Annotated in this window: 21 protein-coding genes and 4 pseudogenes; 10 read left to right on the top strand and 15 right to left on the bottom strand. The window is 72.3% G+C overall.

Translation table 11 applies throughout. The annotated features are described in order from the left end of the window. Positions 1–79: 79 nt before the first annotated feature. The gene (locus SVTN_RS34975) at positions 80–1,021 is read right to left on the bottom strand and encodes a transposase (protein ID WP_245727758.1); all 942 of its coding nucleotides are present in this window, start codon (positions 1,019–1,021) and stop codon (positions 80–82) included. Between the two features lie 379 nt (positions 1,022–1,400). On the opposite strand from SVTN_RS34975, the gene SVTN_RS44480 reads away from it, so the two are divergent. Next, positions 1,401–1,778, top strand: a complete 378-nt coding sequence (locus SVTN_RS44480) for a hypothetical protein (RefSeq protein WP_162494304.1) — start codon at positions 1,401–1,403, stop codon at positions 1,776–1,778. Between the two features lie 301 nt (positions 1,779–2,079). Here the strand turns inward: SVTN_RS44480 and SVTN_RS34965 are convergent, their stop codons facing one another. The 3 genes and pseudogenes from SVTN_RS34965 to SVTN_RS42690 form a co-directional block, all read right to left on the bottom strand. Beyond that, positions 2,080–2,469 (bottom strand): hypothetical protein, encoded by a 390-nt coding sequence (locus SVTN_RS34965; RefSeq protein ID WP_041132683.1) that lies wholly within the window; start codon positions 2,467–2,469, stop codon positions 2,080–2,082. A gap of 39 nt (positions 2,470–2,508) precedes the next feature. Further along, positions 2,509–2,784 carry a hypothetical protein gene (locus tag SVTN_RS34960; protein ID WP_041132682.1) on the bottom strand — a complete coding sequence of 92 codons (276 nt, stop codon included), beginning with the start codon at positions 2,782–2,784 and terminating at the stop codon, positions 2,509–2,511. A gap of 501 nt (positions 2,785–3,285) precedes the next feature. Beyond that, positions 3,286–3,405 (bottom strand): annotated as a pseudogene (locus SVTN_RS42690) (cold-shock protein); the annotation flags it as partial. Between the two features lie 127 nt (positions 3,406–3,532). Between SVTN_RS42690 and SVTN_RS41260 the strand changes: the two are divergent. From SVTN_RS41260 to SVTN_RS41250, 5 genes are all read left to right on the top strand, one after another. After that, on the top strand, positions 3,533–3,979 hold the full coding sequence (locus tag SVTN_RS41260; RefSeq protein ID WP_052499474.1) for a hypothetical protein: 447 nt from the start codon (positions 3,533–3,535) through the stop codon (positions 3,977–3,979). A gap of 245 nt (positions 3,980–4,224) precedes the next feature. After that, entirely contained in the window at positions 4,225–5,157 is a 933-nt protein-coding gene (locus SVTN_RS34950) for a WD40 repeat domain-containing protein (RefSeq protein ID WP_052499473.1), read from the top strand. Between the two features lie 24 nt (positions 5,158–5,181). Further along, on the top strand, positions 5,182–6,237 hold the full coding sequence (locus tag SVTN_RS34945; RefSeq protein ID WP_159026548.1) for a hypothetical protein: 1,056 nt from the start codon (positions 5,182–5,184) through the stop codon (positions 6,235–6,237). A gap of 1 nt (position 6,238) precedes the next feature. Beyond that, complete coding sequence (locus SVTN_RS41255; RefSeq protein WP_052499472.1) at positions 6,239–9,073, top strand: toxin glutamine deamidase domain-containing protein; 2,835 nt, start codon at positions 6,239–6,241, stop codon at positions 9,071–9,073. A 7-nt stretch (positions 9,074–9,080) separates the two neighbouring features. Beyond that, positions 9,081–10,790 (top strand): YrhB domain-containing protein, encoded by a 1,710-nt coding sequence (locus SVTN_RS41250; protein WP_078908622.1) that lies wholly within the window; start codon positions 9,081–9,083, stop codon positions 10,788–10,790. Positions 10,791–10,794: 4 nt separating this feature from the next. Here the strand turns inward: SVTN_RS41250 and SVTN_RS34925 are convergent, their stop codons facing one another. Beyond that, positions 10,795–12,543, bottom strand: coding sequence for a serine/threonine-protein kinase (locus SVTN_RS34925; protein WP_052499470.1), 1,749 nt, complete (start codon positions 12,541–12,543; stop codon positions 10,795–10,797). A 261-nt stretch (positions 12,544–12,804) separates the two neighbouring features. On the opposite strand from SVTN_RS34925, the pseudogene SVTN_RS45875 reads away from it, so the two are divergent. Continuing rightward, positions 12,805–12,897: pseudogene (locus tag SVTN_RS45875) on the top strand (carboxymuconolactone decarboxylase family protein); the annotation flags it as partial. Between the two features lie 217 nt (positions 12,898–13,114). On the opposite strand, the gene SVTN_RS34920 reads toward SVTN_RS45875, so the two are convergent. Further along, positions 13,115–14,047, bottom strand: coding sequence for a transposase (locus SVTN_RS34920; RefSeq protein WP_245727754.1), 933 nt, complete (start codon positions 14,045–14,047; stop codon positions 13,115–13,117). A gap of 198 nt (positions 14,048–14,245) precedes the next feature. On the opposite strand from SVTN_RS34920, the pseudogene SVTN_RS34915 reads away from it, so the two are divergent. Next, positions 14,246–15,040, top strand: a pseudogene (locus SVTN_RS34915) (IS701 family transposase); the annotation flags it as partial. Positions 15,041–15,574: 534 nt separating this feature from the next. Here the strand turns inward: SVTN_RS34915 and SVTN_RS43425 are convergent. Continuing rightward, positions 15,575–16,098 (bottom strand): annotated as a pseudogene (locus SVTN_RS43425) (hypothetical protein); the annotation flags it as partial. Positions 16,099–16,247: 149 nt separating this feature from the next. Here SVTN_RS43425 and SVTN_RS34900 point away from each other — a divergent pair. After that, a complete protein-coding gene (locus tag SVTN_RS34900) occupies positions 16,248–16,913 on the top strand; it encodes a response regulator transcription factor (RefSeq protein ID WP_041132676.1) in 666 nt (221 codons plus the stop codon). A 202-nt stretch (positions 16,914–17,115) separates the two neighbouring features. Here the strand turns inward: SVTN_RS34900 and SVTN_RS34895 are convergent, their stop codons facing one another. The 8 genes from SVTN_RS34895 to SVTN_RS34860 form a co-directional block, all read right to left on the bottom strand. Further along, entirely contained in the window at positions 17,116–18,285 is a 1,170-nt protein-coding gene (locus SVTN_RS34895) for a sensor histidine kinase (protein WP_245727753.1), read from the bottom strand. A gap of 154 nt (positions 18,286–18,439) precedes the next feature. Beyond that, on the bottom strand, positions 18,440–19,816 hold the full coding sequence (locus tag SVTN_RS34890) for an FtsX-like permease family protein (protein WP_041132674.1): 1,377 nt from the start codon (positions 19,814–19,816) through the stop codon (positions 18,440–18,442). Then, a complete protein-coding gene (locus SVTN_RS34885) occupies positions 19,813–20,565 on the bottom strand; it encodes an ABC transporter ATP-binding protein (RefSeq protein ID WP_041132673.1) in 753 nt (250 codons plus the stop codon). The genes SVTN_RS34890 and SVTN_RS34885 overlap by 4 nt, the downstream gene beginning before the upstream one ends. An 89-nt stretch (positions 20,566–20,654) precedes the next feature. Beyond that, positions 20,655–20,849, bottom strand: coding sequence for a hypothetical protein (locus SVTN_RS34880; RefSeq protein WP_041132672.1), 195 nt, complete (start codon positions 20,847–20,849; stop codon positions 20,655–20,657). A gap of 195 nt (positions 20,850–21,044) precedes the next feature. Next, positions 21,045–22,184 carry an acyl-CoA dehydrogenase family protein gene (locus SVTN_RS34875; protein ID WP_041132671.1) on the bottom strand — a complete coding sequence of 380 codons (1,140 nt, stop codon included), beginning with the start codon at positions 22,182–22,184 and terminating at the stop codon, positions 21,045–21,047. Further along, entirely contained in the window at positions 22,181–23,362 is a 1,182-nt protein-coding gene (locus tag SVTN_RS34870) for an acyl-CoA dehydrogenase family protein (RefSeq protein ID WP_041132670.1), read from the bottom strand. Before SVTN_RS34870 ends, SVTN_RS34875 begins: the two co-directional genes overlap by 4 nt. Beyond that, entirely contained in the window at positions 23,359–24,327 is a 969-nt protein-coding gene (locus SVTN_RS34865) for an NADPH:quinone oxidoreductase family protein (RefSeq protein WP_041132669.1), read from the bottom strand. The genes SVTN_RS34870 and SVTN_RS34865 overlap by 4 nt, the downstream gene beginning before the upstream one ends. 91 nt (positions 24,328–24,418) lie before the next feature. Beyond that, positions 24,419–25,006 (bottom strand): helix-turn-helix domain-containing protein, encoded by a 588-nt coding sequence (locus SVTN_RS34860; protein WP_041132668.1) that lies wholly within the window; start codon positions 25,004–25,006, stop codon positions 24,419–24,421. A 168-nt stretch (positions 25,007–25,174) separates the two neighbouring features. On the opposite strand from SVTN_RS34860, the gene SVTN_RS34855 reads away from it, so the two are divergent. Continuing rightward, the gene (locus SVTN_RS34855; RefSeq protein WP_041132667.1) at positions 25,175–25,951 is read left to right on the top strand and encodes a VOC family protein; all 777 of its coding nucleotides are present in this window, start codon (positions 25,175–25,177) and stop codon (positions 25,949–25,951) included. Positions 25,952–25,953: the final 2 nt, after the last annotated feature.

The following is a 25,953-nucleotide window of genomic DNA, read 5'->3' as shown; positions in this document are numbered from 1 at the left end:
ACGGGTGTCGCGCCGGCGGCCGACGCTAGGCCCGAGTCCGTGAAATGTACATGGCACCGCTCTGTGTTTCACGGGCAGTTCACGATGCTGAAACGATCAAGGTCGGAGGCTGGAGATCTCGTCGAAATGCGGCGCCCCGGAGCCCTGGGGAGAATCTGGGGAGAATGCGCGACCCTGTGGAGTGAACGGCTGACCGCCCGGCCTGCGACTTGTGGTCGGCGAGCGCGTGCTCGACGGTGATGCGTTTCGATGAGTGGTTGCGCCGGGCTTCTTCTCTGGCGGCGTGTACGTGCGGCAAAGCGATCTTGTTCGGTTTTCTGGGCGGCGTGATCGCCCGGCCAGGATGGTCGCATCTGAGGCCGAGGTATCCGTCGTCCAGAAGCACTTCCACGTCTGGGAAGTGCTGGAAACAGATCCCGATGCGTTCGTTGCGTGCAGCGGTCGCATCGTGCATCCGCCCCGGTCGCAGGGCATCGACCCAGAGCGTGCGGCCATGGTGGTCGGCGATGACGGTGGCCTTCATGGTGTTCCGCTTCTTCTTGCCCGACACGAACGCCCGCCGACCGCCCCGGCCCGCGGTGGGCCTGCGGACCAGGACCTCGGTGGCGTCCAGCCGCAACCGGACCCCTTCGGCCTGGGCGTAGGCGAAGACGTCTTCCAGCGTCCGCAGTCGCAGCCCGGGCCGTTCCGGGACGGCAAATCCTCTCCCGGCCAACAGACGGCGCACCTCACCGACCGCCCGAGTCATGGTGGAACGGTCCACTTCGTAGAGGAGGGCCAGGACCGCGTGCGGGAGGTCGTGACGCAGGTGGATGAGCGTGGCGACAAGCCGGTCCACGAACACCAGCCGATGACGGGCGCCGGCCCCCGGCGCCCTTTTTCTGGCGCCGCCTCGAGCCTGGTGCCGGCGGCCTTCGACCCCGGCCACCCACGGCCTGGCCAACTCTGCCACCAGCGACGACAGATGACTCCTCGAGACACCTGTGAACAACGGATGCGCCAGGACCGAACGATCCACCATGCCTTCCACCAGCAGAGCACGCCACCCGCTATCACGCACCAACTCGTTAGAGCAGGTCGGCGCCCGGACGGAGGACGTCCGCATAGATCCGGGCGCGCATCGCCGTCGGCTACCAGGACTTGCGGGCATGTCATGCAGGCTTGCGTATTCGAGGAGGTGCCCAGTTGAGCGACCTGAGTCGTTGTCTGGGCGAGGCACTGGGCCTGATGGGGACCAGACCTCCTGGGGAGCGGCTCTCCCGTCGTACGGATATCCGCATGTCATGCAATAGTTCTATATAAAAGCAATTTGAGCGAAAGTCGGACAACCGTGTGACCGATATGGGAGGCTGCTGCGCGCGGCGGCGCACAACGCGCGCAGCCGTCACTGGGGAGGTCGTATGCGTGGATCACTGTTGCGGAAGTCCCGAGCCGTACTGGCGGGCTCGCTCATGGCGCTTGGGGTCGTCGGCCTGGGCGCCGCCCCGGCCAGCGCCTGGTCGGGCGGGAATGTCTGGGTCAACTTCGGCAGCTGGAACTGTCCGGCGGGCGGATCGGTCGTCGGCGTCTACTGGGCGGTGGACACCTACTCGAGCGGTCCGGCCGGCGGAGACTGGGGCGACAACGTCATCTACCCGCGAGTGCGGGTGGGAACGGGGGCGTACAACACCCTGAGCTACCAGACGATGTGCAAGAAGTGGGGCTGGTACACCTACCGCGGTGTGGTGTCCCAGCGCACCCTGACACCGTACAAGTCGGGCCTGAGCTATACCTACTGACCGGGGGGACGGACCGGCGGCGGCCCCCCTTCCAAGGGGGCGCCGCCGCTCTGTCGTTCAGCGCCTCGAGGTCGGGGTGTGGCCCCCCACCCCGGACAACGGACACCCTGACGGCGCTGCGGGCGCTGGACCGCTGCGGCCGGAACGCTGGCCGGTGGGCAGCGCTCGCCGCCTCGATGAACTTCCAGTACGACGACGAGAAGCTCACCTTCGGACAGCTCCTCGATTCCCTGGATGCCGCATCTGCCGATGCACAGACCTCCTGACGGGCCCGTTCGGCGCGGGACGGCTTCACCTGCGGTCAGGCGTCGGGGTCGACTTCGGGGTGCGTGAACCGTAAGGGCTTGCCCAGCGACCGGGCGTAGGTGATTTCGGCGCGGGTGCTGTCTCCGATGTAGTCGCCGACGACGAGCACCTCATCAGCGAGCCGGATCTTCGCCCGGTGCAGGTCGTCGAGTCGAACCTTCAGCGCCTCAGCCTCGACCGGGTCGGACCAAAGTTCGTGGGGCGACTTCATGTCGATGCCCGGCTTGACGACGATCTTCCCGGCTCTGGTCTCCCGCAGATCGGCCTCATTCATCTCAGTCATGAAGCGGGTGGAGCCGCAGATCACGACGATACGCGGAAGGCTCAACAGCTTCTTCGCGTCGGCGAGCTTCTCCTCGGGGGTGAACGGCTGCGGGTGTGACACGGGCTCCTCCCGGTGGTGCGGACCAGGCCGGCTACTTCCTCATCCCCACAGCATCGTCTCTGAAGCGGCCGTCGCCCCCACGCCCGGGTCTCGGGGGATGTAGGCGAACGTCCCCTTCCAGACCACGGTCCGGTCGTCCGGAAGTTCGACGTCGGCAATCCGGCGCACGACCTGACGCAGGAAGTGCCAGTCCTGTGCCAGGTTGGACAGCACCGACCAGCCCGGCACGGTTTCGGCATCCAGCCGTGCCAGCTGCTCGCGTACCCTTCCTGCGGCGTGTGCGGGTTTGCCCCGGAGCAGGTGGCGGACGTTCACGCCCCCCAGCCGTGCCCAGTTCATGCCCAAGCAGACCAAGACTCTGTACGGGCAGTGGAAGACCGAACATCCCGACCGCGGCCCACAGGCCGCCGCGTTCACAGTGGCCCGCACCGACTCGGTGCGGGCCGTTCCTCCACTCAAGGACCAGCCGGAGGGGGAAACCGGCCGGCCCCACATATCCAGAGCGCCCCCAAGCGCTCAAGACCCGCATGCCCCCGACCCCGTGATCCACACCCCGCCCTCTCGGGTACCGGACCGGACTCCGGCCCCGCTTCCGCTGCCCCGGCACCGGCGACCGGGAAGGCCTGTGCCGATCGAGGAGTCCTCGACGGGGTTCCGCGACGCGATTGAGTTGTTCGCGCCGCCTACATTTCTGACCCGTCACGGGAAGCACGCCGGGTACTGGCCGTTCGCACGGCGTTTGCCGACGGCCCTTATCGGCCACTGGAACCGAGGCGCTGCATCTGCTGTGGTTCTGCCGACGGGGTCTGGGGCGGGTCAGGCGAGGTTGATGTTCTCCGCCTGCGGGCCCTTCTGGCCCTGGGTGACGTCGAACGTCACGCTCTGGCCTTCGCGGACGAACTGTTCTACGCCGAAGGCATCCGGGCCGTCGGCATCGACCGGGTGATCGCGGAGAGCCGCGTCGCCAGGTCGACGATGTACGTGCACTTCCGCACCAAGGAAGACCTGGTGGAGGCCTATCTGCGGCGCCGCCCGAGACCCGGCCGGCGACCCGGCCGCGCGGGTGCTCACCGTCTTCGACCTCTTCCACGAGACGCTCTCGAAACCCGCCTACCGCGGCTGCCCGTTCACCAACGCCGCCGCCGAGTATCCCCACCACGAGGGCATCCAGGCCGTCATCGAGTACCACCGCAGTTGGCTCCCCGGCCTCTTCTCCCGCCTCCTTCGACCACTCGGCGCACCCGGCGACCTGGTCGCCGGCCTCGTCCAGCTCTGCGACGGCGCCATGACCGCCGCACACCTCGACCACTCCGGGACCAGCGCGAAAACCGCGCGCGACTGCCGAGCTGCTGCTGGCGGCCCGGCTGCCGTCACCCGCCTGACAGCTGCCGGACGCCGTGAGGGCGAGTGGGTACGTCTCGTGGCCGTACGACTCCGGCCCGGAGGCAGGCTGCGCCACTCGCGGCGGACGATTTGCGGACGGTTTGCGGACGGTTTGCGGTCCTTTTGAGGGGGAGTAGCGTCGATAGAGGTAGTGGCTCGCCGAGCGGAGGCGGCAGGCCGGCAGTGGGGTGCGCGCGGGGGGGTGGCGCGGGACATGCCGTGCGGAGCCCGGGACCGGCCAGAACTGTGGCACACCGGCAGGGAGTTGACATGGGACCGCCTCCCGCAGCGCAGGAGAGCGGGTGGGCGCCGCCTCCGGGGCCACCCCCGGGGCCGGCTTCAGGGCCGCCTCCCGGGCCGTCGTCGGGTGAGGTGCGCAGCTTCACGGGGCACACGGACGCGGTGACCTGTGTGGTGTTCTCCGCGGACGGACGGTATCTGCTGAGCGGCAGCGACGACGGCAGTCTGCGGCTGTGGGACGTGGCCGGCGGGACCGAGATCCGCGGGTGGGCGGCCGAGGAGAGCGGGGTCAGGTGCGCCGCGCTGTCGCCGGACGGCAGGCTCGCGGTCTCCGGTGGGGACCGGGGCCCCGCGCGGCTGTGGGAAACGGCCGGAGGAACGGAGATGCGGCGCTTCGAGGGCCAGGATTCCGGCACGTCGGCAGCGGCGTTCTCCCCGGAGGGGCGGCTCGTCGCCACCGGTGGCGGGGACGGCACCGTGCGCTGCTGGGACCCGGCGACCGGGCAGGAGCTGCGCCGCCTCCTCGGCCACACCGCCGACGTCACGTCCGTGGCGTTCTCGCCCGACCGGCGCCTGGTGCTCTCCGGCGACGCGAAGGTCGAGAACGGCGACGACCATGTCCGCCTGTGGGATCTGCAGGAGGGCCGGGAGCTGCGCCGGTTCGGCGAGCGGCTCTTCGTGGTCACCGCCGTCGCCTTCTCGCCCGACGGCCGGCTCGCCTTCGCCACCACGATGGACGCGCGGCTGCTTGCGTGGACCGTGGCCGACGGCCGCGAAGCGGGCCGGTTCAGGGTGGGCACCGGGAACGTCCTGTGCCTGGCCGTCGCCCCGGACGGCCGCCGGCTGCTCACCGGCAGCGGCTCCGACTTCTACGAGACGGACCGGGCCACAGGGCTCGGCACCGACAACACCGTGCGGCTGCTGGACGTCTCCGGCGGCCGCGAACTGCGCCGTTACGACGGGCACACCGGCAACGTGTCCGCCGTGGCGTTCGCCCCCGACGGCCGCCGCGCGGCCTCAGCGGGCGCCGACCGGACCATCCGCCTGTGGGACGTCGCCCTCTGACACACATCCGTCCAGGGAGACCGGATGACAGCACACCCCCCGAGAGCACGCGGCGCACCGGCGATTCCGGTCCCGGGGCCGGCCGCCGGGCCGGCAGCGGCGTCCTCCAGGGGGCTGGCCGCCGTGTGCGCCGTCCTCGGGCTGCTCCCGGTGGCACCCCTGCTGGCGTGGGCGTACGGGCTCGGGGCGTTCGCCGTCTGGTTCTGGGCGGTGACCGTGCCGAGCCTGCTGCTGCTCGCCGTCATCGGCGTGGCGACCGGCCGCTCGGCCCGCCACCGCCGGCTGCACAACGCACTCGTGGCGGGCACCGTCGGCGGGCTGCTCGGCACCTTCGCCTACGACGCGTTCCGGCTGCCGTTCCTGCTGACCGGGCACCGCCTGTTCGCGCCGATCGACTCCTACGGTGTGCTCATCCTGGGCGCCGACTCGTCCAGCCCCTGGACAGGGCTGGCCGGCTGGGTCTTCCATTTCGGCAACGGCATCGGATTCGGCATCGCCTACGGAGTCGTCGCGCGCGGCCGCCGCTGGTACTGGGCGCTGCCCTGGGGGATGGCCATCGAGACCCTGGCCGTGGCCACGCCTGTCGCGGGCGTCTACGCGCTGCGCGGTACCGGGCTGCTGGTCATCGCGTACGGCGGGCACCTGGCGTACGGCGTGCCGCTCGGCATGCTGGTCGCCGACCCCGAGCACACGTCGCGCCGTCTCCGCGAGGTGAGCACCCACACCACGGCATACGCGCTGCTCGGCGTCCTGGTGGCCCTGGTGGTCTGGCAGCGTCCGTTTGTGACGCCGGCCCCGGTCCGGGCGGGCGAGCAGGTGGCCCCCGGGCCCAGCGCGATCGTGGCGAACGGCCGGTTCTCCCCGCAGTGGCTGCGGGTGCCGCCGGACGGCTGCGTGAGCCTGCGCAACGACGACGCGGTGACGTACGCGCTGTCCGGGGCCGGTACGTCGCCGGCCCCGCGCCTCGAACCCGGCAGGACGACGCGGGTGTGCTTCGCCGGGCCCGGTGTGCTGCGGGTCCGTACGTCCGGGCGGCCGTACTCGGGTGGATTCGTGATCGTGGACAGGGCGGAGGGATGAGATGACTGTTCCTGCTCCGCAGCCGCAGACGGCGCCCCCGGGCGCGCGGCAGGTCGTCCGGCAACTGCCGCGCTGGCTGCACGACCATGCGCTGACCGCCGTGGTCACCGCGGTGGTGGGCGGCCTCTTCGCCTACATCAGCAACGTCTGGCTCATCGCCGTGCGCTACGAGGGGACGCAGGTGCCGTCCGGGTCCCCCACGACCAGCAACGGCAGCTTCTTCCAGGGCGCCCTGTTCTGGGCCCTGTTCAGCGCCGTGATCTTCGGGGTCGCCGGCTACTGGCAGGCGGTGGGCACGTCCACGTTCCTGGCCGGCCTGCGCGGGCTGCCCCGCGCCCTGGCCGGCCTGGTACGCGGCGACCGTGCGGCGTACGTGCACCTGCTCTGGGGTGCGGCGGTCAGCATGCTCGCCGCCGTGGTCCTGTCGCCCTCGGTGGGCGCGGTCCTCGCGATCGGCCTGCTCGCCGTCATCCCCGGCGTCATCGGCAGCATCCTGTCCAGCGGGATCCACCAGATCTGGTCCTCGCTGGTCAGACGGATCGCCCCCACCCGGCACCAGAAGGTCACCGGAATCACCGGCATGACCGTGGGCCTCCTCGGGTCGGCCGCCGCGCTGCTGGTCGCCTTCTTCGTGGCGCAGACGTGGGTCAAACTGATGCTGGCCGGGGTGTGCGCCGTGCTGGCGATCGTGATCGCCACGTTCGGCCGGCCCGCCGCCGCCGCGATGATCCTGCTGCTGCTCGGGGTGGCAGCCGGGGCGTACCAGCTGACGGACGCGACGCCCGCCTTCGCGGACGACGGCGGGTGGACCGAGTGCAAGGGAACGCCCTGGCTGGACTGCGATGGCAGCAAGGCCGTGCTGGTCAACTCCGCCATCGGCGCCGCCGTCGCCGCCGTGGGCTCCGTCATCGGGACCTTCGCCGGCTGGCTGTCCGGGGCCTTCAGCGGGTTCACCGGCGGCGGGCCCCCGGGCGGCGGCCCCTCCGGGGAGTCCCCGCCGGGCGCCGGGCCGCCGGCTCCGCCGACGGAGACAGCCCCCTCGGCGGGGCTGCCCGGCCTGCCTCCGCTGCCCGGTCTGGAGCCCGTAACGCTCGGGGCACCGCTGCCACCGGGGCCGGAGGCGGCGACAGGGGAACCCGGGGCCGGAGCGGAAGGGGAACCCGCGCGGAAACCGGCTGCCGGGCAGCCGGAGGCGCCGCCCGGTCCCGGCGGGGACCGCATCCCCGTCGACGCCTCGATCCGCGCGCGCCTGCACCAGATCGACCTGGAAACCCCCGACCCCCGCAACCCCGCATACGGCCAGATCCAGGACCTGATCGCCGGCATCGACCCCACGAAGGGGCTCACCCCACAGCAGCTCGCCACCCTGCAGCAGCTGGAAGGCCAGCACGACGCGGCATACCAGGCCAACGTGCAGAAGCTCAACGTCGAGCGGCAGGCGATCGCGGACAAGGGCATGGTCGACCTCGTCGACAAGATGCAGAAGGGCCGCAAGGAGGAGCAGGAATACACCGAGTACGTCAAGACCCTCAACCGGATCGAGAACCGTACGAACGTCCTCAACGACCTCATCGGCAAACTGCCGCCCAGCCAGCAGGAAGCCGCGAGCCGGGTTCTGACGAAAATCCAGGAGGGCCCGCCCGGCACCGACAAGGAAGGACAGATCCGCAACCTCACCAGCGTGGTGTTCCAGCAGGCCCAGGGCAAGGCGGAAGCAGCCGCGGCAGCCGCCGAGGGCGACATCGCGAACCTCGACGCGTTGGCGGCGACCGCCAAGCAGGCCGCAGCCCAGGCCGTGCTCGCCGCGCTGCCCGGCGCTGCCGTCGCCGCCGGACTGGCCACGGCCGCCCAGGTGGGGGCGATCTCGCTCGCCGCCGGAGTCGTCCGGGGAGCCACGACAGCCGTCCAGGCGGCCACGACGGGCTATGCCCAGGGCGGAGTCTCCGGAGCGATCTGGGGGACCACCAAGGCAACCATGCCGGTGAACGCCGTCCAGGCCACCGTCGACCTGGCCCACGGGAAGGGCAGCCTGGTGGACGTCGCGATTGGCGTCGTGCAAGACGTGGGCAACGTGGCGACGCTCGTCGCGGTGGGAGCGGGGCTGCGCAACATCCTCCCGGGCACCGCCCCGTCCGTACCGAAGCCGGTCGTCCCCAAGGCGGCGGCGCCCCCGCCGCCCTCAGTGCAGCCTGCCGCTCAGGGACCCAAGCTGTTCGGCGCCGGCGGGACACCCAAGGGGGGTGGCCCCCCCGCGCAGCCCCCGGGTTCGGCGTGGGTACCGCAGACCCCCTCAAAGGTCCTCGGCCAGGAGGGAATCAAGGACATCAAAGGGTTTCTGCGGGGCACCAATCCCACCTCGTCGAGCAAGAATCTCGGATACACGAAGGAGAGCTTCTACGACGCCAAGGGAAACCAACTGCCCATGGACCGGCAATTTCCGATCACCACTGACATGAACTGCAACAACACGGTCGCCGCGGTCGAGGCAAGACTCAAGGGTCAGTTCACGCCACCCGCCCCGCCCAGCGTGGGGAAACCGATGCACGAGACGCCAGCGTATTACGGAAAAACGGAAGCCGATATCAAGCTGCTGTCTTATCAGGGGAAGACCACGGTGATAAAGGCCCGGCTGGACATGCAGAAGGAGGTGCAGGCGTGGGGTCCTGGATCGCGGGGCATCGTGTTCGCCGACCGGCCGGACAACCTCCCCGGCCACCAGTTCAACGTGGTCAACGACGGTGGGGTGGTGAAATTCCTCGACGGCCAGAGCGAGAGCCGTGCGCAATTCGCGGGCAAAGGGTACAGCGAATACTGGCTGCTGAAGACGTCGGAGTGATGAAGCCATGATCGAGTTTGCGGAAGCGCGCCAGTTGGCTCTGGACTACGTGCAGAACCTATCGGCCAGTATGCAAACAGAATTGGTTCTCGTAGACGACGCCATCAGGGACGAGGAAGGGGTCTGGCTCTTCATTTTCGATTCCCGCGCACACCTGGAGAGCGGGGACATGCGGGACAAACTGGTGGGGGTGGGTCCTATCGTCGTCGTCAAGGAGACCGGAACCCTGCATCCGCTGGGCAGCGGCACACCGGTCGACGACGCTCTCGAAGCGCTGCGCTCACCGTCCGATGCCACAGCGATCCCCACGACCGCCACTGCGCCTCCGGCGCCGATCCCCATGGGCCTCACCCGGACCGTCGCCCTGGACCGGGCCGAGCTCGACGCGGTCGTCCGGTACGCAGGACTGCCGCCACCGGCGGTGCTCTCGCCGCTGTCCGACATGTCCACCGACGGGGCCGACGGCAGCACGGCCCGCGATCCCGCCGAGCTGCTGCGCGATTTCCGGGAGCTGCCGGAGGCCACCACACGCACCGCGCTGCTTCCGCTGGCGATCCCCGACCGCGTGGTGGACGCACGGGCAGCCCTGTTCGACGGCGCACCGACCCCGTGCCGGCTGTACGCATCACGCCGGGCCGGTGATGTCTTCACGGGCCTGCGGCCCGCTTTCGACCATGACTACGAGCTGCTGGCTCCGTACGTGGCGGACGATCTGGCCGAGTGGGTTCAGTCGCAGGTGCAGTTCTCGGCCGCGGCGCCGATACCGCCGCCGGAGGAGGAGATGGGCGCCGAGCAGCTGGCCTTCCTCCTCACGCTGATCGACGCCTACAAGACCCGTTTCTTCCGCTCGTTCACCGGACGCCGCCCGCTGCCGACGCCCATCGCCCTCTCCCTGGCCGACGTGCTGGAGGCGCAGAACGACGCCCTCCTCGTCGCCGACCGGCGCTGGCTCACCCGTGCGGTCACGGAGCTTTTCGCGCTACTCGTCCATCCGGGCGGACGCACCGGTGTGGGCCTGCCGCTCGTCACGCAGGAGATCGCCGAGCGGGAACTGCGCCGGTACACGGACGCCGGGCACCTGGCGCGGACGGGAACCGCCGCCTCGCCGCGCTACGAGCCCTCGCTCGCCTTCACGGTGTTCGCCAGCACGCTGTTCACCTGGACGAGTTCCCTGTCGCTGCATGACATCCAGCTGACCGGATGGGAGCGGGGCCGGGCCACGGGCCAGGAGGAACTGCTGGTCTTCATCGTCACGCAGCCGGTCCTGTGGACCATCCTCAGCGATGGCCTCACCCAGGCACCGGACGACTGGTCCCGGGTCCGCTTCGCCCTGCGGTCGCTCAGCCTGGCGGACGCGGCAGTGCTGGCCGGCGACTTCCTGCGGCCGCTCCCCATGGGACCGCTGCCCGACGAGGTCTACGCACCGGCCCCGGCGCCCGCCCTGGCCACGACCACGGCCCGCGAGGCCCCCGGTCCGGCGAGCGGGCCGCCGGCCCCGCCGCCGGACCGGGGGCCGGTCTGGCGGCCCACGCACCTGGTCCCCGAAGGCGGGATGCGGGCCTGGGCCGAACCCGACCCTGCCGGTGAACCGGTGGCCCGCATCGATGCCGGCGTCGAGCTTCAACTGCTGGAACGTGCCGGTGACTGGGTCCATATCGTCTGCAACAACGGCTGGTCCGCTTGGGTCGACGGCCGCGCGGTGGAACCGCTTCGGTAGGTGCTCACGTGAGGCTGAAGGTACTCAGCGCCGTGTCGAAGACCTGTCGGCCCGCCGCCCACTCGCCCTCCGGGTATCCGACGTAGATCAGGTGCTCGGTGCCGTCCGGGGTGACGAAGGACTGGTCGATCGCGTGCCGCAGCCCGAACTGCTCGGCGTTCCAGCTGAACTCCCACAGAGCGCCCGGGTAACCCTGGTAGGTGTTGGCCCCGAGGACGAGCCGTCGGTAGTCGCGGAAGTTTCCGACGGTCTGCTCCAGCCCGAGGAAGTGATCCAGGGAGTTCTGTGGCGCGTTGGGGTTCACCGCGAAGCGGAGCAGGTGGGTTCCGTCGTCCGGCGAGTAGTTGACCTGCCCGCTCGTCACGCTGCGCGTCCAGCCCTGTGGCACGGCGACGCGGAAGCCGGCCGGGTCGCTGGCCCATTGGTACCCGGCGGGCGGCGCCGGGGTCGCCGGGGGCTGCGCGCGGGTCGCCGGCGGCTGCGCGCGGGTCGTCGGGGGCTGCGCGGGGGTCGTGGGGGGCTGCGCGCGGGTCGTCGGGGGCTGCGCGGGGGTCGTGGGGGGCTGCGCGGGGGTCGTCGGGGGCTGCGCGGGGGTCGTCGGCGGCTGCGCCGGCGTGGTCTGCGGCGGTTGGGTGGGCGACGGGGTCGGCGAGGCGGGCGGCTGCGTCGGCTGGGTGGTGCCGACCGGGGGCTGCGCGGTCTTGTCCTGGCCGTTGTTGTACAGCGCGACCCCCAGTCCGCCCCCGGACAGGAGCAGTACGAGCAGCGCGACCGTGACCAGCAGCGCGGTACGCCGCTTGTGCCCGCCGTCGGCCGGCGTCGTCGGCACGGTCGGGCTCTCCCCGCCCGTGTACGGGCGGACCGGCGTCGACGGCGTCGACGGCATCGACTCGGTGGGCATATGTGCCCGCTCCGCGGCGGCCGACGGCGCGGGCCCGGGGCCTGCGGCCGACAGCTGGGTGGGCGGGTGCGGTTCGGCCGCCCGCAGGGGCGTGCCCAGCACGGACCCGGACGCCACCGCGGCCAGCACGCGCCGCGCCTGGTCGGCCGTCGGACGCGCGTGCGGGTCCTTGCGCAGCAGCGCCTCGATGACCGGGCCGAGCGGACCCGCACGGCGCGGTTCGGGCAGCGGGTCGGCGACCACGGCATGCAGGGTGCTCACCGCCGACGGACGGCTGAACGGTGACCGGCCCTCCACGGCGGTGTACAGCGTGGCGCCCAGCGACCACAGGTCGGAGGCCGGACCCGGGCCGTCGCCGGAGATCTGCTCGGGCGCCAGGTAGTCGGGCGAGCCCACGACGTCACCCTCGCGCGTGTAACGCGTGGAGCCCTCGAACGCCGCGATGCCGAAGTCGCTGAGCACCACGCGGCCGCCCTGCTCCAGCAGCACATTGGCGGGCTTGACGTCCCGGTGGACCACCCCCCTCTTGTGCGCCTGCTCCAGGGCGGACAGCACCTGGGCGCCGACCCGGGCGGCGTCACGGGGCGGCAGCGGGCCGTCCGAGGCGATCACGTCGGCGAGCGCCCGTCCGTCGATCAGCTCCATGACGATCCACGGCCGGCCGTCCTGCTCCAACACGTCGTACACGGTGACGACGCCGGGGTGCTTGATCCGTGCCGCCGCCCGCGCCTCCTGCTCCATCCGCGACTGCAGCACGGCGAGCTCATCGGCCGACAGCCCGCCGACGTTCAGCTCCTTCACGGCGACATCCCGGTCGAGCACCACGTCATGAGCCCGCCACACCGTGCCCATTCCGCCGCGTCCGAGCCGGTCCCCCAGCACGTACCGCCCGCCCAGAACGTGTGGCTCGTGCGGGCTCCCCCCGCCTGGAGCCGGTCCGGATCCGTCCTGTGTGCTCACCGCTCACCCCTAACGGAATCCTGTTTCCAGTCTCCCGCGGCCCGTACGGGGTGACCACCGCTGGGATCAGGCGCGTGCCGAAGGCTCCGCGGTTCAGACGCCCCAGGTGCGGGAGCACAGGACGAGGCGGTAGCCGTCGGGGTCGGCGACCAGCTGCCGGCCCTGATCTTCACCATCAACACCTGGAACCGCGTCGCCATCAGCACCGCCAAGATCCCCGGCACCGACGAGCGCGCGGCCCGGTAACCGAACCAGCGGCCGCAGCGCCCGGACCGGCCCTCCTGACAGTGCCGCCCGTTCCGTTGCGGCCCGGCGGGACCGCCGAGCAGCTCACCGACCAGCACGCGCTCGCCTGACCACCCAACCCGGCAAAGGTCGCGGTTACAGCCGACTACGTCGACGACCTTACGAGCTCCTGCACGGTAAGCGGTGAGACGCCGAGGCCCTCAGCGGGGCTTGGCCATCACACCTGCCGTGCCGGGATCAGGTCCGCGGTCTGCTGGTGGGACAGCAGACCAGCGACGGCTTGCACGGTGTCGCTCATGTGCTCGCGGCGGCCGAGGTGGCGGGCCAGCGCCCGCCAGTTCTTCAGGTGTGCAATGCCATGCTCGACGCGGATACGCCGCGAGGAATGCGCCTTGCGCTGCCGCTCGTGCATCTCCTCGTACCAGTCCGGGGCATTCTTCTTGAACTTGCGGTGCGGTGGTGTCACCACACGCCCTCCGGTCTGGGCTCCCAGGCCCTGATAGCCGGCATCCGCAAGGATCTCGGCTGCCGGGCCGCCCTCCAGGAGCCTGGCCAGCCCTGACTGGCGGGCATGGGTGATGTCCGCGCAGCTGCCGTGCTGAGTCGGGCTGCAGAAGAGCATCCGGCCGTCGCCATCCATGACGACCATGGTCTTGACCGCGTTCTGCTTGCTCTTGCCGGAGATGAACTTGTCCCGGTCTTTGCGTCCGGCAGCCGGGCGCCTGACTCGAATCTCGGTGCCGTCGATGATGCCGGTCTTCCCGCTGGCGCCGAGATGATCGATGACCCCGGCGAGGGGCCGCAGCCGCACTCCGCGGCTGATGGTGCAGCCTCGCTCGGCCAGAAGAGGCCGCACCTCACCGATGGTCCGGGTGATGGTCGAGCGGTCGACGCCGAACCAGCAAGCCGGCACGTCGTGTGTGACGGCGTGCCGGAGGTGCACGAGCGTGGCCAGGAGACGGTCGACGAACACCAGCTGGTGCTTCGCGCCAGCACCCACCGCCCGCTTCCGTGGCCGGGACGCGAGCTTGGCCTGGTGCTGCTCGTGCCACAACGGGCCCACCTCAGCGATGAGTTCAGCGATCACGTCGGCCGACAGGCCGGTAATCCTCCGGTCGCTGATGATCGCTGCACGAGACACGTTCCCCATCACACGACGATGATCAACGATCAGAAGCTCGACGGCTCACCGCTTACCGTGCACGAGCTCGTTAGTACTGCAACGGTGTTTGCCGTGACGGGTGGCCAGGTCGATCATTGGTGTGGTCATGGGTGGGGAACATGCCGGTGCCCGGTCGTGGGCGGGTGAACTGAAGGCTCTGCACGAGCGGTTCGCGCACCGTTTCGCCAGGTCGGCGTCTTCCTCGCCGATGCCACCGGCCGCGGCCGCACCCTGCTCGACCGGCGTCTCTACCTGCCGGCGTCCTGGATGGACGACCGGGAACACTGCCGACGGGCTGGCATCGGCGACACGGTCGTCTTCGAGACGAAGGTCGCCATCGCCCGGGTCATGGTCCGCCGAGCGGTCGCGGAGAAGATCCCGTTCGGCTGGGTGACCGCGGACGCCGGCTACGGCCACTCCAAGAGCTGGCGGAGCGAGCTGGAGCGGGCGGATGTCTTCCACGTCGTGGCCACCACCCCGCACGACACCGTCGTGACCCGCTGGGCCCTGGACCACCCCGTCCACAACCTGTTCCACGATCTGCCCCGGCAGAAGTAGAAGCGCCGCTCGTGCGGGAACGGCGCCCACGGGCCCCGCGTCTTCGACCGGGCGCGGGTCGAGGTCCGGCCCCGGCACCGGGAGGACCGGCGGCACTGGGTGATCGCCCACCGCAGTGTGAGCCGGCCCGAGGAGATCTCCTCCTGCCTCGCCTCCTGCCCCACCGACACCACCCTCGACCAGCTGATCTGTGTCGCCGGGGCCCGCTGGGCGGTCGAGGAATGCTTCCAGAGCGCGAAGCAGGAATGCGGCCTGGACCACTGCCAGGTCCGCCGCTGCCCCGGCTGGCACCGTCACATGACCCTGGCCATGGCCGTCCACACCTGCCTGACCGTCCTGCGGGCCCGCGAGCTGGACATGGGCAAAGCAGAAACGGATCCTCCCGGCTCATCCACCTCAGCCTCGCCGAGATACGACGGCTGATCATCCGCCTCACCAACCGACGCCCCGCACCCGTCGAGCACATCCTGCACTGGTCACACTGGCGCCGACGACGTCAGCACCAGGCCCGCACCAGTCACTACAAACGACGCGGATACAGTCCCTGACCTGGCCATCAGTCACATCAAACACCGTTGCAGTACTAACCAGCGAGGCTCCTCCGGGAGCATGCTCATGAACCCACGACACGCGTTCGGACAACAACCGAGGACGACCCGCCCTGCACGGCAAGGGCACGGACCGTTGGACACCTACCGAAGGCTCCCGCCGAGACAGACCGTTCAGAACACGCACGACACGATCGCGCTCCTCCCCTGACACTGTGCGTAGCCGCTCCTCCGAGCCGAGAACCAGCCTTGACCAGGGGCTGCGCTCCTGCCGAAGCAGTGCCGGCCGGGGAGAATCTGGGGAGAATCAAGCCGCCTCGGGGAGCGTCTGGGGAGAATCGACCGCGTAAGGCGGTGTCCTCGTGAAAGCTCCGGAAAGGAGCAAAGTCGCAGGTCAGCGCCCCGAGGGCGAGGACTTCTTGAAGATCTTCTCGAAGTCGAGGCGGGTGATGGCCTCGACGGTGGAGGAGCGCTGCGGCAGCTTGTACTCGGCGAGGGTGGCCAGGGTGCGCGGGTCGAGGAGCTTCAGGAGGAAGCCGCTGAAGGTGCCGCAGACGGTGTCCAGGCGGCCGGCGGCGCGGCGTCGAAGGTGACGGTGGCGCACTCGCCGCCGAGGGCGGCGATCTTCTCGCTGGTGACCTCGGGGTCGCGCCCGAGCGGCCCGGACCAGGGGTAGGTGGCACTGCCGGCGCCGTCGGCGTGCATGCCGCTGCGGCCGTTGGGGGCGAGGTACGGGTGCTGGACGGGGCCCTTGCCGGGCACGGGCCGGGCGGTGGCGGGGGCGCCCTCGTAGTGGTCGACGAGACGGAACCCGGGGGCGAGGGGTATCTCCGCGGCCTGGGCGACGGGCGCGGCGCCCGCCAGGACGGTCGCCGCGAGCGCGGTGATCAGCGCGAGCGCGCGTGCTCGTCTGCGGGGCGGTGGGGTGGGCAAGGCGGCTCCTCGGGGTGGGGGTGTGTGCGTCGCGCCGGCGGCTGACGGTAGGCGGGAGCAGAGGAGAAGTACATGGAACTGCGCCTGCTTTCATGCGCCGTTCACGAGCGGTCCGAAAGGCGCCCCGGGACGGGGCCGATAATGGTGGGGTGACCGAACGATCCCTGCGCGTGGTGCTGGCCGAGGACTCCGTCGTCCTGCGGGACGGGATGGTCGAGCTGCTCGGCGCCCGCGGCTGCGAGGTGGTGGCCACCGCGGGGACGGCGGCCGAGCTGCTCGCTTCGGTGGCCCGGCACCGGCCCGACGTCGCCGTGGTGGACATCCGGATGCCGCCCACCCACACCGACGAGGGCATCCGCGCCGCGGTGGAGATCCGGGCGACCGCGCCCGAGGTCGGCGTCCTCGTCTTCTCCCAGCACATCGAGACCGCCTGGGCCTCCCGGCTCCTCGCGGCCGGGTCGACCGGCGTCGGGTACCTGCTGAAGGAACGCGTCGCCCGGACCTCCGAGTTCATGGACGCGCTGCGCCGGGTGGCGGACGGCGGGACGGCGCTCGACCCGGAGGTGGTCGACCGGCTGGTGCACGGCGACCGCACCGGCCGGGTGGACGGCCTGACACCGCGCGAGCGGGAGGTCCTGGAGCTGATGGCGCAGGGGCACTCCAACCGCTCCATCGCTGCGCGGCTCGTGGTGTCGGAGCGGGCGGTGGAGAAGCACGTCGCCGCCGTCTTCACGAAGTTCGACCTGTCGGCCACGGAGGCGGACAACCGGCGGGTGAAGGCCGTGCTCGCCTACCTGTCCGAGACGGGCGGCTGACGGGCCGTACGCGCTTGCCGCGCCAGAACCGGCTGCTGACGGTCCGCACTCGTCCGCCTCGCCGAGACCGGCGGCTGACGGACCGTACGCGCCCGCCTCGCCGAGACCGGCGGCTGACCGGCCGTACGCGCCCGCCTCGCCGAGACCGGCGGCTGACCGGCCGTACGCGCCCGCCCCACCGGGGCCGGTGGATGACGGGCCGTCACAGCGTCGCGGGCAGCTCGGCGGTGACCTCCGTCGGCCCGCCCGGCGGGCTGTCCACCCGCAGGGTGCCGTCCACCGCCGCGAGCCGCTCGGCCAGGCCGGCGAGGCCGGTGCCGCCGCCGGGTGTCGCGCCGCCCCGGCCGTCGTCACGGACCGTCAGCCGCACCCGGCCGTCGCGCACGGTGGCCGCGAGCAGGGCCGTGCGCGCGCCGCTGTGCCGGGCGATGTTGGTGAGCAGCTCCGCGGCGCAGAAGTAGACGGCCCGCTCGATCGCCTCGTGCGGGCGTTCGGCGAGGTCGAGCCGGAGGGTGACGGGGACGGGCGAGGTGGCGGCGAGCCCCGGCAGTGCCTCGCCGAGACCTCCGTCCAGGGCCACGGGGTGGATGCCCCGGGTGAGCAGCCGCAGCTCGGCGACGGTCTCCTCGGTCTGGCCCCGGGCGCGGTCGAGCAGGGTCCGCAGTCGGGCGAGGTCCGGGCCCGTGGCCGGATCGAGCGCGTCCTCGGTCAGCGAGAGGGTGATGGCCAGGGCCACGAGCCGGGCCTGGGTGCCGTCGTGCAGGTCGCGTTCCAGGCGGCGGAGCCGGTCGCTGTTGTCGGCGAGCAGTGCGGCGCGGGCCGCCTCGAGCTCGCGGACGCGGCGCTGGGTGCGGACGGGCCCGAGGAGCAGTGCCGCGAGCCGCCGGTTCGCTCCGCTCACCGCTCGCAGGACGCCGGGCGCACCGGCGAGGAGGGCGAGGCCGAGCAGGACGGAGGCCGCGTTCAGCCAGGCTCCCGGCGGGGAGTCGGGTTCCATCAGGCGGCCCCAGAGCGGAAAGCCGATCAGCCATCCGCACCCGAGGGGCAGGACCACCGCGGCGGCGAACCCGAGCACGCCGAGCGGCAGTCGCAGGACCAGGTACAGCAGCGTCCGCCAGGCGACCGGGTCGGTCAGGACGGCACGCCCGCGGGCGAGGAGGCCGTCGGGGCGGGGAGGTCCGGCCGGCGCCTCGACGTGCTCGCCGAGCAGAGCACGGACCAGGCGCCGGTGCGGCACGCCGAGGCCGCGCGCGCCGAGGAGCGCGACGACCACGAACGGCAGGCCGAGCACGGTGAGCGAGAGGAGGGTCCCGGCGTACAGGACGGCCAGTGCGTACGTGCCACAGAGCACGGCGACGGGCAACCCCACCACGGCGAACACCCACTCACCCGCACGGACGGAGAAGTACCGCCGCGGCACGGATCCGGGTCCGGGTCCGGGTCCACCGCCGGGCTCGGACCTGGGCTCGGCCCGAGCCCCAGACCCGGACCCGGACTCGGGCTCGGGCGTCGGCCCGCCGTCGGGGTCAGTCACGGGTGCCGCCCGCCAGTTCCGCCGCCGGGCCCCGGACCGCGTGCAGGCCCGCGCCGAGGGTTCCCGGGACGGTCAGTGCGGCCGCGCCCGCGACGATCCAGCCGCAGGCCGTGGCCGGGACGGACGGCAGCGGGGAGCCGGTCGCCGCCGTGCTGAACGCGGCCGTGGCGAGGGCGGCGACCGCGGCGCCGAGAAGGACGCCGACCGCGGTGGTCAGCGCGGCCTCGGCGGTCAGCATGCGCAGCAGCTGGCGCCTGGTCGCCCCGACGAGCCGCAGCAGGGCGAACTCGCGGCGCCGCTCCCCGGTGACGGCGATGACCGTGTTGATCGTGGAGACGGCGGCGAAGCCGGTGAGCAGGGCCAGTTCGGCCTGGCGGAGCCAGACGTCGGTGGCGGAGGTGGCACTGGTCGTGCCGGCCGCGTGCTCGGCGGTACGTGTCATGATCATCATGGTCGCCGACAGGCCCACGAGCAGCGCCACCGGCACCATGGCGGACGTCAGCCGCCGGGCGTATCCGCGCAGATTGGCCTGGGCCAGCCAGCCCGTACCGGGCATCAGCACCCGCATCGGCGCGCCCAGGAGGGCCACCAGGGCGCGCGCCGCGAGCGGCCCCGTCAGGCCGACCGCGACGAGCAGCACCAGTGAGCCGAACAGCGCCGCCTGCCCCGCCTTGTCCAGCTCCTCCGCCGGCCGTGTCGCGGCGAGCCGCAGCAGCAGGCCGCCGCCCGCCAGGGCGCAGACGCCGGCGAGCAGGCGCGGTGCCCCGGTCCGGCCCTGCTCGGTGCTGGTCGCGGTGAGTGCGGCGGCGGGCGCGATCCGGGAGATCCGCCGGACCGCGACGGCCGATGCCGCGAGCCCGACGACGAGCGTGATCGCCACGGCGACGAGTGCGGGCAGCGGTGTCCCGGGCACGCGCAGGTCCGGCGCGGCCATCCCCCGCTGCTGCAGGGCGACGAGGAAGTGGTGGGCGGCGTACCTCCCGGCGAGCGAGCCGGGCGCGGCCACGAGGAGTGCGGTGACGAGGAGCTGGACGCGGACCAGGCGCCGTACCTGTCGGGGGGTGGCCGCGATGGTGCGCAGGAGCGCCAGTTCGCGGTGCTGTCGGCGGAGCGCGAAGCCGATCGCGTTGACGACGACGAAGAAGGCGACCAGGACGGCGATCTCGCCGAAGGCTCCCGCGATCACCATCGGCCCGGGCCCCGCCACCGCCGTCCTGCGGACGGCCTCGGGGGCGGTGGCCTCGGCGGCGAACAGCGAGCCGAACAGGGTGGTCGTGGCGACGAGGAGGAAGAGGGCGACCGCGAGTCCGGTGAAGGCGGCGGGACGTCGGCGCAGCTGTCCGAGGGCGAGGGAGGGAACGGCGCTCATCCGCCGAGCCGGCCGAGGCGTGCCGCGACCTCGGCGGCGGTGGGACGGGTCAGTTCGTCCACGACGAGGCCGTCGGCGAGGAGCAGGACCCGGTCCGCGTATCCGGCGGCGACGGGGTCGTGGGTGACCATCACGCAGGTCCGGCCGTCCCGGTCGACCTGGGAGCGCAGCAGGGCGAGGACCTCGTGGCCGGTGGCCCGGTCGAGCGCGCCGGTCGGTTCGTCGGCGAAGAGCACGCTCGGCCGGGAGACGAGCGCGCGGGCGATGGCCACGCGCTGCTGCTGGCCGCCGGAGAGCTGTCCGGGCCGGTGCCGTTCGCGTCCGGCCAGGCCGACCCGGTCGAGCGCTTCGAGGACGCGGTCGCGGTCCGGCCGGATGCCGGCGAGCCGGCCGGGGAGCTCGACGTTCTGGGCGACGGTCATCGCGGGCATCAGGTTGAACGCCTGGAAGACGAAGCCGATCCGGGTGCGCCGGAGCTCGGCCAGCTTCCGTTCCGGCAGGCCGGTCACCTCGGTGTCGCCCCACCGGACGGTGCCGCGGGTGGGGCGGTCCATTCCGGCGAGGCAGTGCAGCAGGGTGGTCTTCCCGGATCCGGACGGGCCCATCACGGCGGTGAAGGTGCCGGGTTCGAGGGCCACCGACACGCCGCGCAGGGCGTGCACGGTGGCGGGGCCGCGCCCGTAGGAGCGGTGCAGGTCCTCGGCGCGGGCGGCGGTCTCGGTGCGTGTGTACGTCGTCGTCTCAGCCATGCCCTCATCCTCGGCGGGCAGGGCGGGGAGGGTCGATCGTGCTCGCCCCCGGATCGGGGGTGTGGATATCCGAACCCCCGGCGGGGGGATCAGGGCTTGAGGCTGGAGACCACGTTGGCGGTGGCGGCGACGCCGTTGTGGATGGTGGGCGCCATGCTGGTGCCGGCGAGGAAGAAGCCGAGCAGGGCGCAGACGAGGGCGTGCGTGAGCTTCAGGCCGCTGTTCCGCACGAAGATCACGGCCAGTACCAGCAGCAGCACCACGACAGAAATGGAAACGGCCATCGCTCTCACGTCCCTCCGTCGCCGCACGGGAATTGCGGCGTTCGGCGGACAGTGTGGCGGAACGCCCGGTCCGTCCGGGCGTATGGCGGGGCGGCCATACGGGTGAGATTCGGCCAGGGCGCGGCGGGCAGGCGGTCCTTCCCCGTGCAAAGGGGCGCGGACGCGGCGGCCCCTTGCCCAGGGGCCGCCGCTCCGTCACGCGGGCGCCGGGAGGTCCATCAGGGCGGCGATCGCGTCCTGGTGCCGGCCCGTCGAACCCAGCGCGATCTGGTCGGACTTGGCCCGCTTCAGCGCCAGGTGCGCCGGGTGCTCCCAGGTCATGCCGATGCCGCCGTGCAGCTGGACGCACTCCTCGGCGGCGCGGACCGCGACCTTGGAGCAGTAGGCCTGGGCGACCGCGACGGTGAGCGGGGCGTCCGGGCTGCCGGTGGCGAGGGCGTCGGCGGCGGCGCGGGCCGCGGCCCTGGCCCCGACGACGTCCAGCCAGAGCTGGGCCATGCGGTGCTTCAGGGCCTGGAAGGAGCCGACGGGCCGGTTGAACTGGTGGCGCTCGCGGGTGTACCGGACGGTCTCCTCCAGGCACCGTTCGGCGAGCCCGAGCTGCTCGGAGGCGAGCAGTCCCGCCCCGGCGAGCAGTCCGCGCCGGACGGCCGTACGGGCCGCGTCGCCGTCGGCGAGTCGCGTGCCGGTCCCGGGCCGCGTGGTGACGCGGGCGAGCGGGCGGGTGAGGTCGAGCGGGGTCTGCGGCTCGACCGTCGCCTCCTCGGCCGGTACGGCGTACAGGCCGTCGGCGCGCGGGACGAGGAGGACGTCGGCGGCGACGGCGTCGGCCACGCCCGCGACCGTGGAGGCGGGCAGCGGCCCGGCGTCGGATGCGGCGGACGGGGACGGTCCCGCCTCCGGCGCTCCGGGCGGGAACGGCTCCGCGTCCGGCGCGGTCGACAGCGGTACGGCGAGGACCGCGACCTTCCGTCCGCTCGCGAGCTCCGCCAGGAGCTCGACGGCCGGGCCGCCGCCCTCCCCCGCCAGGCCGAGCAGCGTCTCCGTGGCCACCACCGCGCTCGTGAGGTACGGCAGTGGGGTCACCGCGCGGCCCAGCTCCTCCAGGACCACGGCGGCCTCGCGATGGCTCGCGCCCTGGCCGCCGAGCTTCTCGGGGACGAGGAGCCCGGCGGCTCCGATGTCGCCCGCGAGGGACTTCCAGAGGCCGGGGACGTACGGATCGTCCGTCTCGATCCGGTCGAGCAGCACCTGGTGGCCGGCCCGGTCGGCGAGCAGGGCGCGCACCGTCGCCCGCAGGTCGTCCTCGGTCTCGGAGTACAGCAGATCAGTCATCGCGCGAGGTCCTTCCAGGCGACGTCCTTGTCGTTGCGGGGCTCCGGGGGCAGGCCGAGGACCCGCTCGGCGACGATGTTGAGGAGCACCTCGCTGGTCCCGCCCTCGATCGAGTTGCCCTTGGAGCGGAGGTAGCGGTAGCCGGCGTCGCGGCCGGTGAAGTCGACGAGCTCGGGGCGACGCATCTCCCACTCCCCGTACAACAGGCCCTCGTCGCCGAGGAGTTCGACCTCAAGGCCACTGATGGCCTGGTTGAGCCGGGCGAAGCCGAGCTTCATCGCGCTGCCCTCGGGTCCCGGCTGTCCGGCGACGAGCTGCTGGCGGAGGCGTTCGCCGGTGAGCCTGGCGACCTCGGCGTCGACCCAGAGGTCGAGGAGGCGGCGGTGCAGCTCGTGGGTGCGCAGTTCGGGGCGCTCGCGCCAGGTCGTGGCGAGCTTCCCGATCATGCCGCCCTCGCGGGGGATGCGGGCGCCGCCGATGGAGACCCGCTCGTTCATGAGGGTGGTCTGGGCGACCCGCCAGCCGTCGCCGACCTCGCCGAGGCGGTGGGCGTCGGGGATGCGGACGCCGGTGAGGAAGACCTCGTTGAACTCGGCCTCGCCGGTGATCTGGCGCAGCGGCCGGACCTCCACGCCGGGGTCGGTCATGTCGCAGACGAAGTAGGTGATGCCCCGGTGCTTGGGCGCGTCCGGGTCGGTGCGGGCGATGAGGATGGCCCAGCGGGCGATGTGGGCGCTGGAGGTCCACACCTTCTGCCCGTCGATCACCCAGTCCTCGCCGTCGCGTACGGCGCGCGTGCCGAGCGCGGCGAGGTCGGAGCCGGCGCCGGGCTCGCTGAAGAGCTGGCACCAGACCTCCTCGCCGACCCAGAGGGGCCGCAGGAAGCGGGACTTGACCTCTTCGGAGCCGTACGCGAGGAGGGTGGGGGCGGCCATGCCGAGGCCGATGCCGATCCGGCGCGGGTCGTTGTCGGGGGCGCCCGCGGCGGCGAGTTCGGCGTCGACGACGGCCTGGAGGGCGCGGGGCGCGTCGAGGCCGCCGAGGCCCACGGGGTAGTGCACCCAGGCGAGTCCGGCGTCGAAGCGGGCCTTCAGGAAGTCGGTGCGGTCGGTCGTGGCCGGCGGGTGCTCGGCGAGCAACTGCCTGACCCGGCTGCGGAGTTCCTCGGCGTCGGTCATGCGTGGGCTCCTTCCGGGAGGACGACCAGGCGGCCGGTGGTGGTGCCGTCGGCGACGCGCTGGACGGCGTCGGCCGCGAGGGCGAAGGGGACGCGCTCGCCGATGAGCGGCTTGACGATCCCCTTCGCCGCGTAGGCGGTCAGGGTCTCGTGGCAGCGGGCGATCGAGGCCGGGTCCTTCGCCGCGTACAGGCCCCAGTGGAGGCCGAGGATCGAGTAGTTCTTCACCAGGGCGTGGTTGAGGGCGGGGGCGGGGACGGTGCCGCTCGCGAAACCGACGATCACGATCCGGCCCTCGAAGGCGACGCACTTGGCGGACTGCTGGTAGGCCTCGCCGCCGACGGGATCGTAGATCACGTCGGCGCCCCGGCCGCCGGTGGCGGCCTTGACGGCGGCGACGACGTCCTCGGAGCGGCGGTCGATCACCAGGTCGCAGCCGAGGGCGCGGGCGACGGCGGCCTTCTCCTGGCCGCCGACGACGCCGATGACGGTGGCGCCGGCCGCCTTGCCGAGCTGGACGGCGGCGCTGCCGACGCCGCCCGCCGCCGCGTGGACGAGGAGGGTCTCGCCCTCCTGGAGGTGGGCACGGCGGTGCAGGCCGAACCAGCCGGTCTGGTAGCCGATGTGCAGCGCGGCGGCCTCGGCGTCGTCGAGTGCCTCCGGGGCGGGCAGGAGCCCGGCGGCGTCGGCGAGGGTGTACTCGGCGAAGCCGCCGTGCGGGAGGGCGGCGGTGGTGATGACCCGGCGTCCGTCCTCGGTCTCGGCGCAGACCTCGACGCCGGGGGTGAAGGGCAGCGGGGGCCGCACCTGGTAGTGGCCGCGGCAGAGCAGCGCGTCGGGGAAGTTGACGTTCGCGGCGCGGACCCGGAGGAGGACCTGACCGTCGCCGGGGGTGGGCGGTTCGACCTCCTCCCGGCGCATCACCGCGCCCGGTTCGCCGTTCTCGTGCACACGCCATGCCTGCATCCGGAATGCCTCCTCCGTACCGAGCGGTCGGTGGCATACTAAGCGGTCGCTTGCTCGCAGCGGAACCGGGTCGGCCGGACTTCTTGCCGGGTCAGCCGGACTTCTTGGGGCGCGCCCGTACGTGCATGCGCTCCCCCTGCGGCCCGTACAGGCTGAGGAACTCCACCGGCCCGTCCTCGGTCGGCCCGAACCAGTGCGGGACGCGCGTGTCGAACTCGGCCGCCTCGCCGGCGGTCAGGACGACGTCGTGCTCGCCCAGGACGAGCCGGAGCCTCCCGGAGAGCACGTACAGCCACTCGTACCCCTCGTGCACCCGGGGTTCCGGGTTCTCGTGCGCCTTCTCCTGGATCACCTTGTACGCCTGGAGCCCGCCGGGCTGCCGGGTCAACGGGTACATGGTCCGGCCGTGGCGCACGATGGGCTTCGCCTTGACCCGGGGGTCGCCGACCGGCGGGGCGCCGACCAGCTCGTCGAGGGGGACCTGATGGGCGCGGGCGAGCGGCAGGAGCAGTTCGAGGCTGGGCTTGCGCTGTCCGGACTCCAGCCGGGAGAGGGTGCTCACGGAGATGCCGGTGGCGGCGGAGAGCTCGGCGAGGGTCACCCCGCGGTCGCGGCGGACACGGCGGAGCCGGGGGCCGACCTCGGTCAGGACGGCGTCGATGCGGTCGTCTTCGGTCATACGGCAATTGTTGCAGAAACGGCAAGATTCCTTGCCGATCGGCGAGGCGAACCGTCGCCCGGCCGGATGAAACGCGGCGGCTGGGGCTGCGCCGCACGGGCCCGCGGGCGAGGATCGGCCATGGTGACCACATTCGGCCACGGACGACGCAAGGACGGGACACCACCCATGCTCGGTACGCAGTTCACCAAGGGCTCCCCCAACTGGATCGACCTCGGCAGCCCGGACACCGATGCCGCGGCCGCGTTCTACGGCGCGGTCTTCGGCTGGGACTTCCGGTCGGCGGGCCCGGACTCCGGCGGCTACGGCTTCTTCCAGCAGGACGGCGCCACGGTCGGGGCCCTGGGACCGCTCGACGAGGGCGCGCACAGCGCCTGGACGGTGTACTTCCAGACCCCGGACGCGGACGCCACCCAGAAGGCCGCCGAGGAGGCGGGAGGCACCGTGCGCGTCGAGGCCTTCGACGTCATGGACGCGGGCCGCATGGCCTGCCTGACCGACCCGGCCGGCGCCGAGTTCGCCGTCTGGCAGCCGGGGACGGTGAAGGGCCTGGAGCGGACCTCCGCCCCCGACACCCTCCTCTGGGCCGAACTGCACGTCCCCGACCCGGAGTCCACGCTCGCCTTCTACCGGACCCTGTTCGGCTGGCGCTGGTCGCTGATGGAGGCGCCCGGCATCACCTACCGGGTGATCTCCACCGCCGAGGGAGACCAGGAGGAGGCCTCCTTCGGCGGCGTCGCCGAGGTCCAGAACGAGGGAGATCCCTCGCGCTGGATCCCGTACTTCACGGTGGAGGACCCCGACGCGACCTCCCGCACGGCCCAGGGCGGCGGCGGCTCGGTCGTCCTGCCCGCCGCCGACATCCCCGACGTCGGCCGCATCGCCTGGCTCGCCGACCCCTTCGGCGCGGTCTTCGCGGTGATGAAGCCCATGCCGAGGGCCTGATC

It is taken from the genome of Streptomyces vietnamensis, from assembly GCF_000830005.1.
Taxonomy (GTDB): Bacteria; Actinomycetota; Actinomycetes; order Streptomycetales; family Streptomycetaceae; genus Streptomyces; species Streptomyces vietnamensis.
The sequence above is the reverse complement of the archived record's forward strand: the minus strand, read 5'-3'. Positions and strand labels throughout refer to the sequence as shown.

Excerpts from the sequence above, each read along its gene's own strand:
- SVTN_RS34920 (WP_245727754.1), bottom strand. The coding sequence starts at position 14,047 with ATGGGGAACGTGTCTCGTGCAGCGATCATCAGCGACCGGAGGATTACC.
- SVTN_RS34925 (WP_052499470.1), bottom strand. The coding sequence starts at position 12,543 with ATGGGCACGGTGTGGCGGGCTCATGACGTGGTGCTCGACCGGGATGTC.
- SVTN_RS34865 (WP_041132669.1), bottom strand. The coding sequence starts at position 24,327 with ATGCAGGCATGGCGTGTGCACGAGAACGGCGAACCGGGCGCGGTGATG.
- SVTN_RS34975 (WP_245727758.1), bottom strand. The coding sequence starts at position 1,021 with ATGGTGGATCGTTCGGTCCTGGCGCATCCGTTGTTCACAGGTGTCTCG.
- SVTN_RS34870 (WP_041132670.1), bottom strand. The coding sequence starts at position 23,362 with ATGACCGACGCCGAGGAACTCCGCAGCCGGGTCAGGCAGTTGCTCGCC.
- SVTN_RS44480 (WP_162494304.1), top strand. The coding sequence starts at position 1,401 with ATGCGTGGATCACTGTTGCGGAAGTCCCGAGCCGTACTGGCGGGCTCG.
- SVTN_RS34855 (WP_041132667.1), top strand. The coding sequence starts at position 25,175 with ATGCTCGGTACGCAGTTCACCAAGGGCTCCCCCAACTGGATCGACCTC.
- SVTN_RS34945 (WP_159026548.1), top strand. The coding sequence starts at position 5,182 with ATGACAGCACACCCCCCGAGAGCACGCGGCGCACCGGCGATTCCGGTC.
- SVTN_RS34860 (WP_041132668.1), bottom strand. The coding sequence starts at position 25,006 with ATGACCGAAGACGACCGCATCGACGCCGTCCTGACCGAGGTCGGCCCC.
- SVTN_RS41255 (WP_052499472.1), top strand. The coding sequence starts at position 6,239 with ATGACTGTTCCTGCTCCGCAGCCGCAGACGGCGCCCCCGGGCGCGCGG.
- SVTN_RS41250 (WP_078908622.1), top strand. The coding sequence starts at position 9,081 with ATGATCGAGTTTGCGGAAGCGCGCCAGTTGGCTCTGGACTACGTGCAG.
- SVTN_RS34890 (WP_041132674.1), bottom strand. The coding sequence starts at position 19,816 with ATGAGCGCCGTTCCCTCCCTCGCCCTCGGACAGCTGCGCCGACGTCCC.
- SVTN_RS34875 (WP_041132671.1), bottom strand. The coding sequence starts at position 22,184 with ATGACTGATCTGCTGTACTCCGAGACCGAGGACGACCTGCGGGCGACG.
- SVTN_RS34880 (WP_041132672.1), bottom strand. The coding sequence starts at position 20,849 with ATGGCCGTTTCCATTTCTGTCGTGGTGCTGCTGCTGGTACTGGCCGTG.
- SVTN_RS34885 (WP_041132673.1), bottom strand. The coding sequence starts at position 20,565 with ATGGCTGAGACGACGACGTACACACGCACCGAGACCGCCGCCCGCGCC.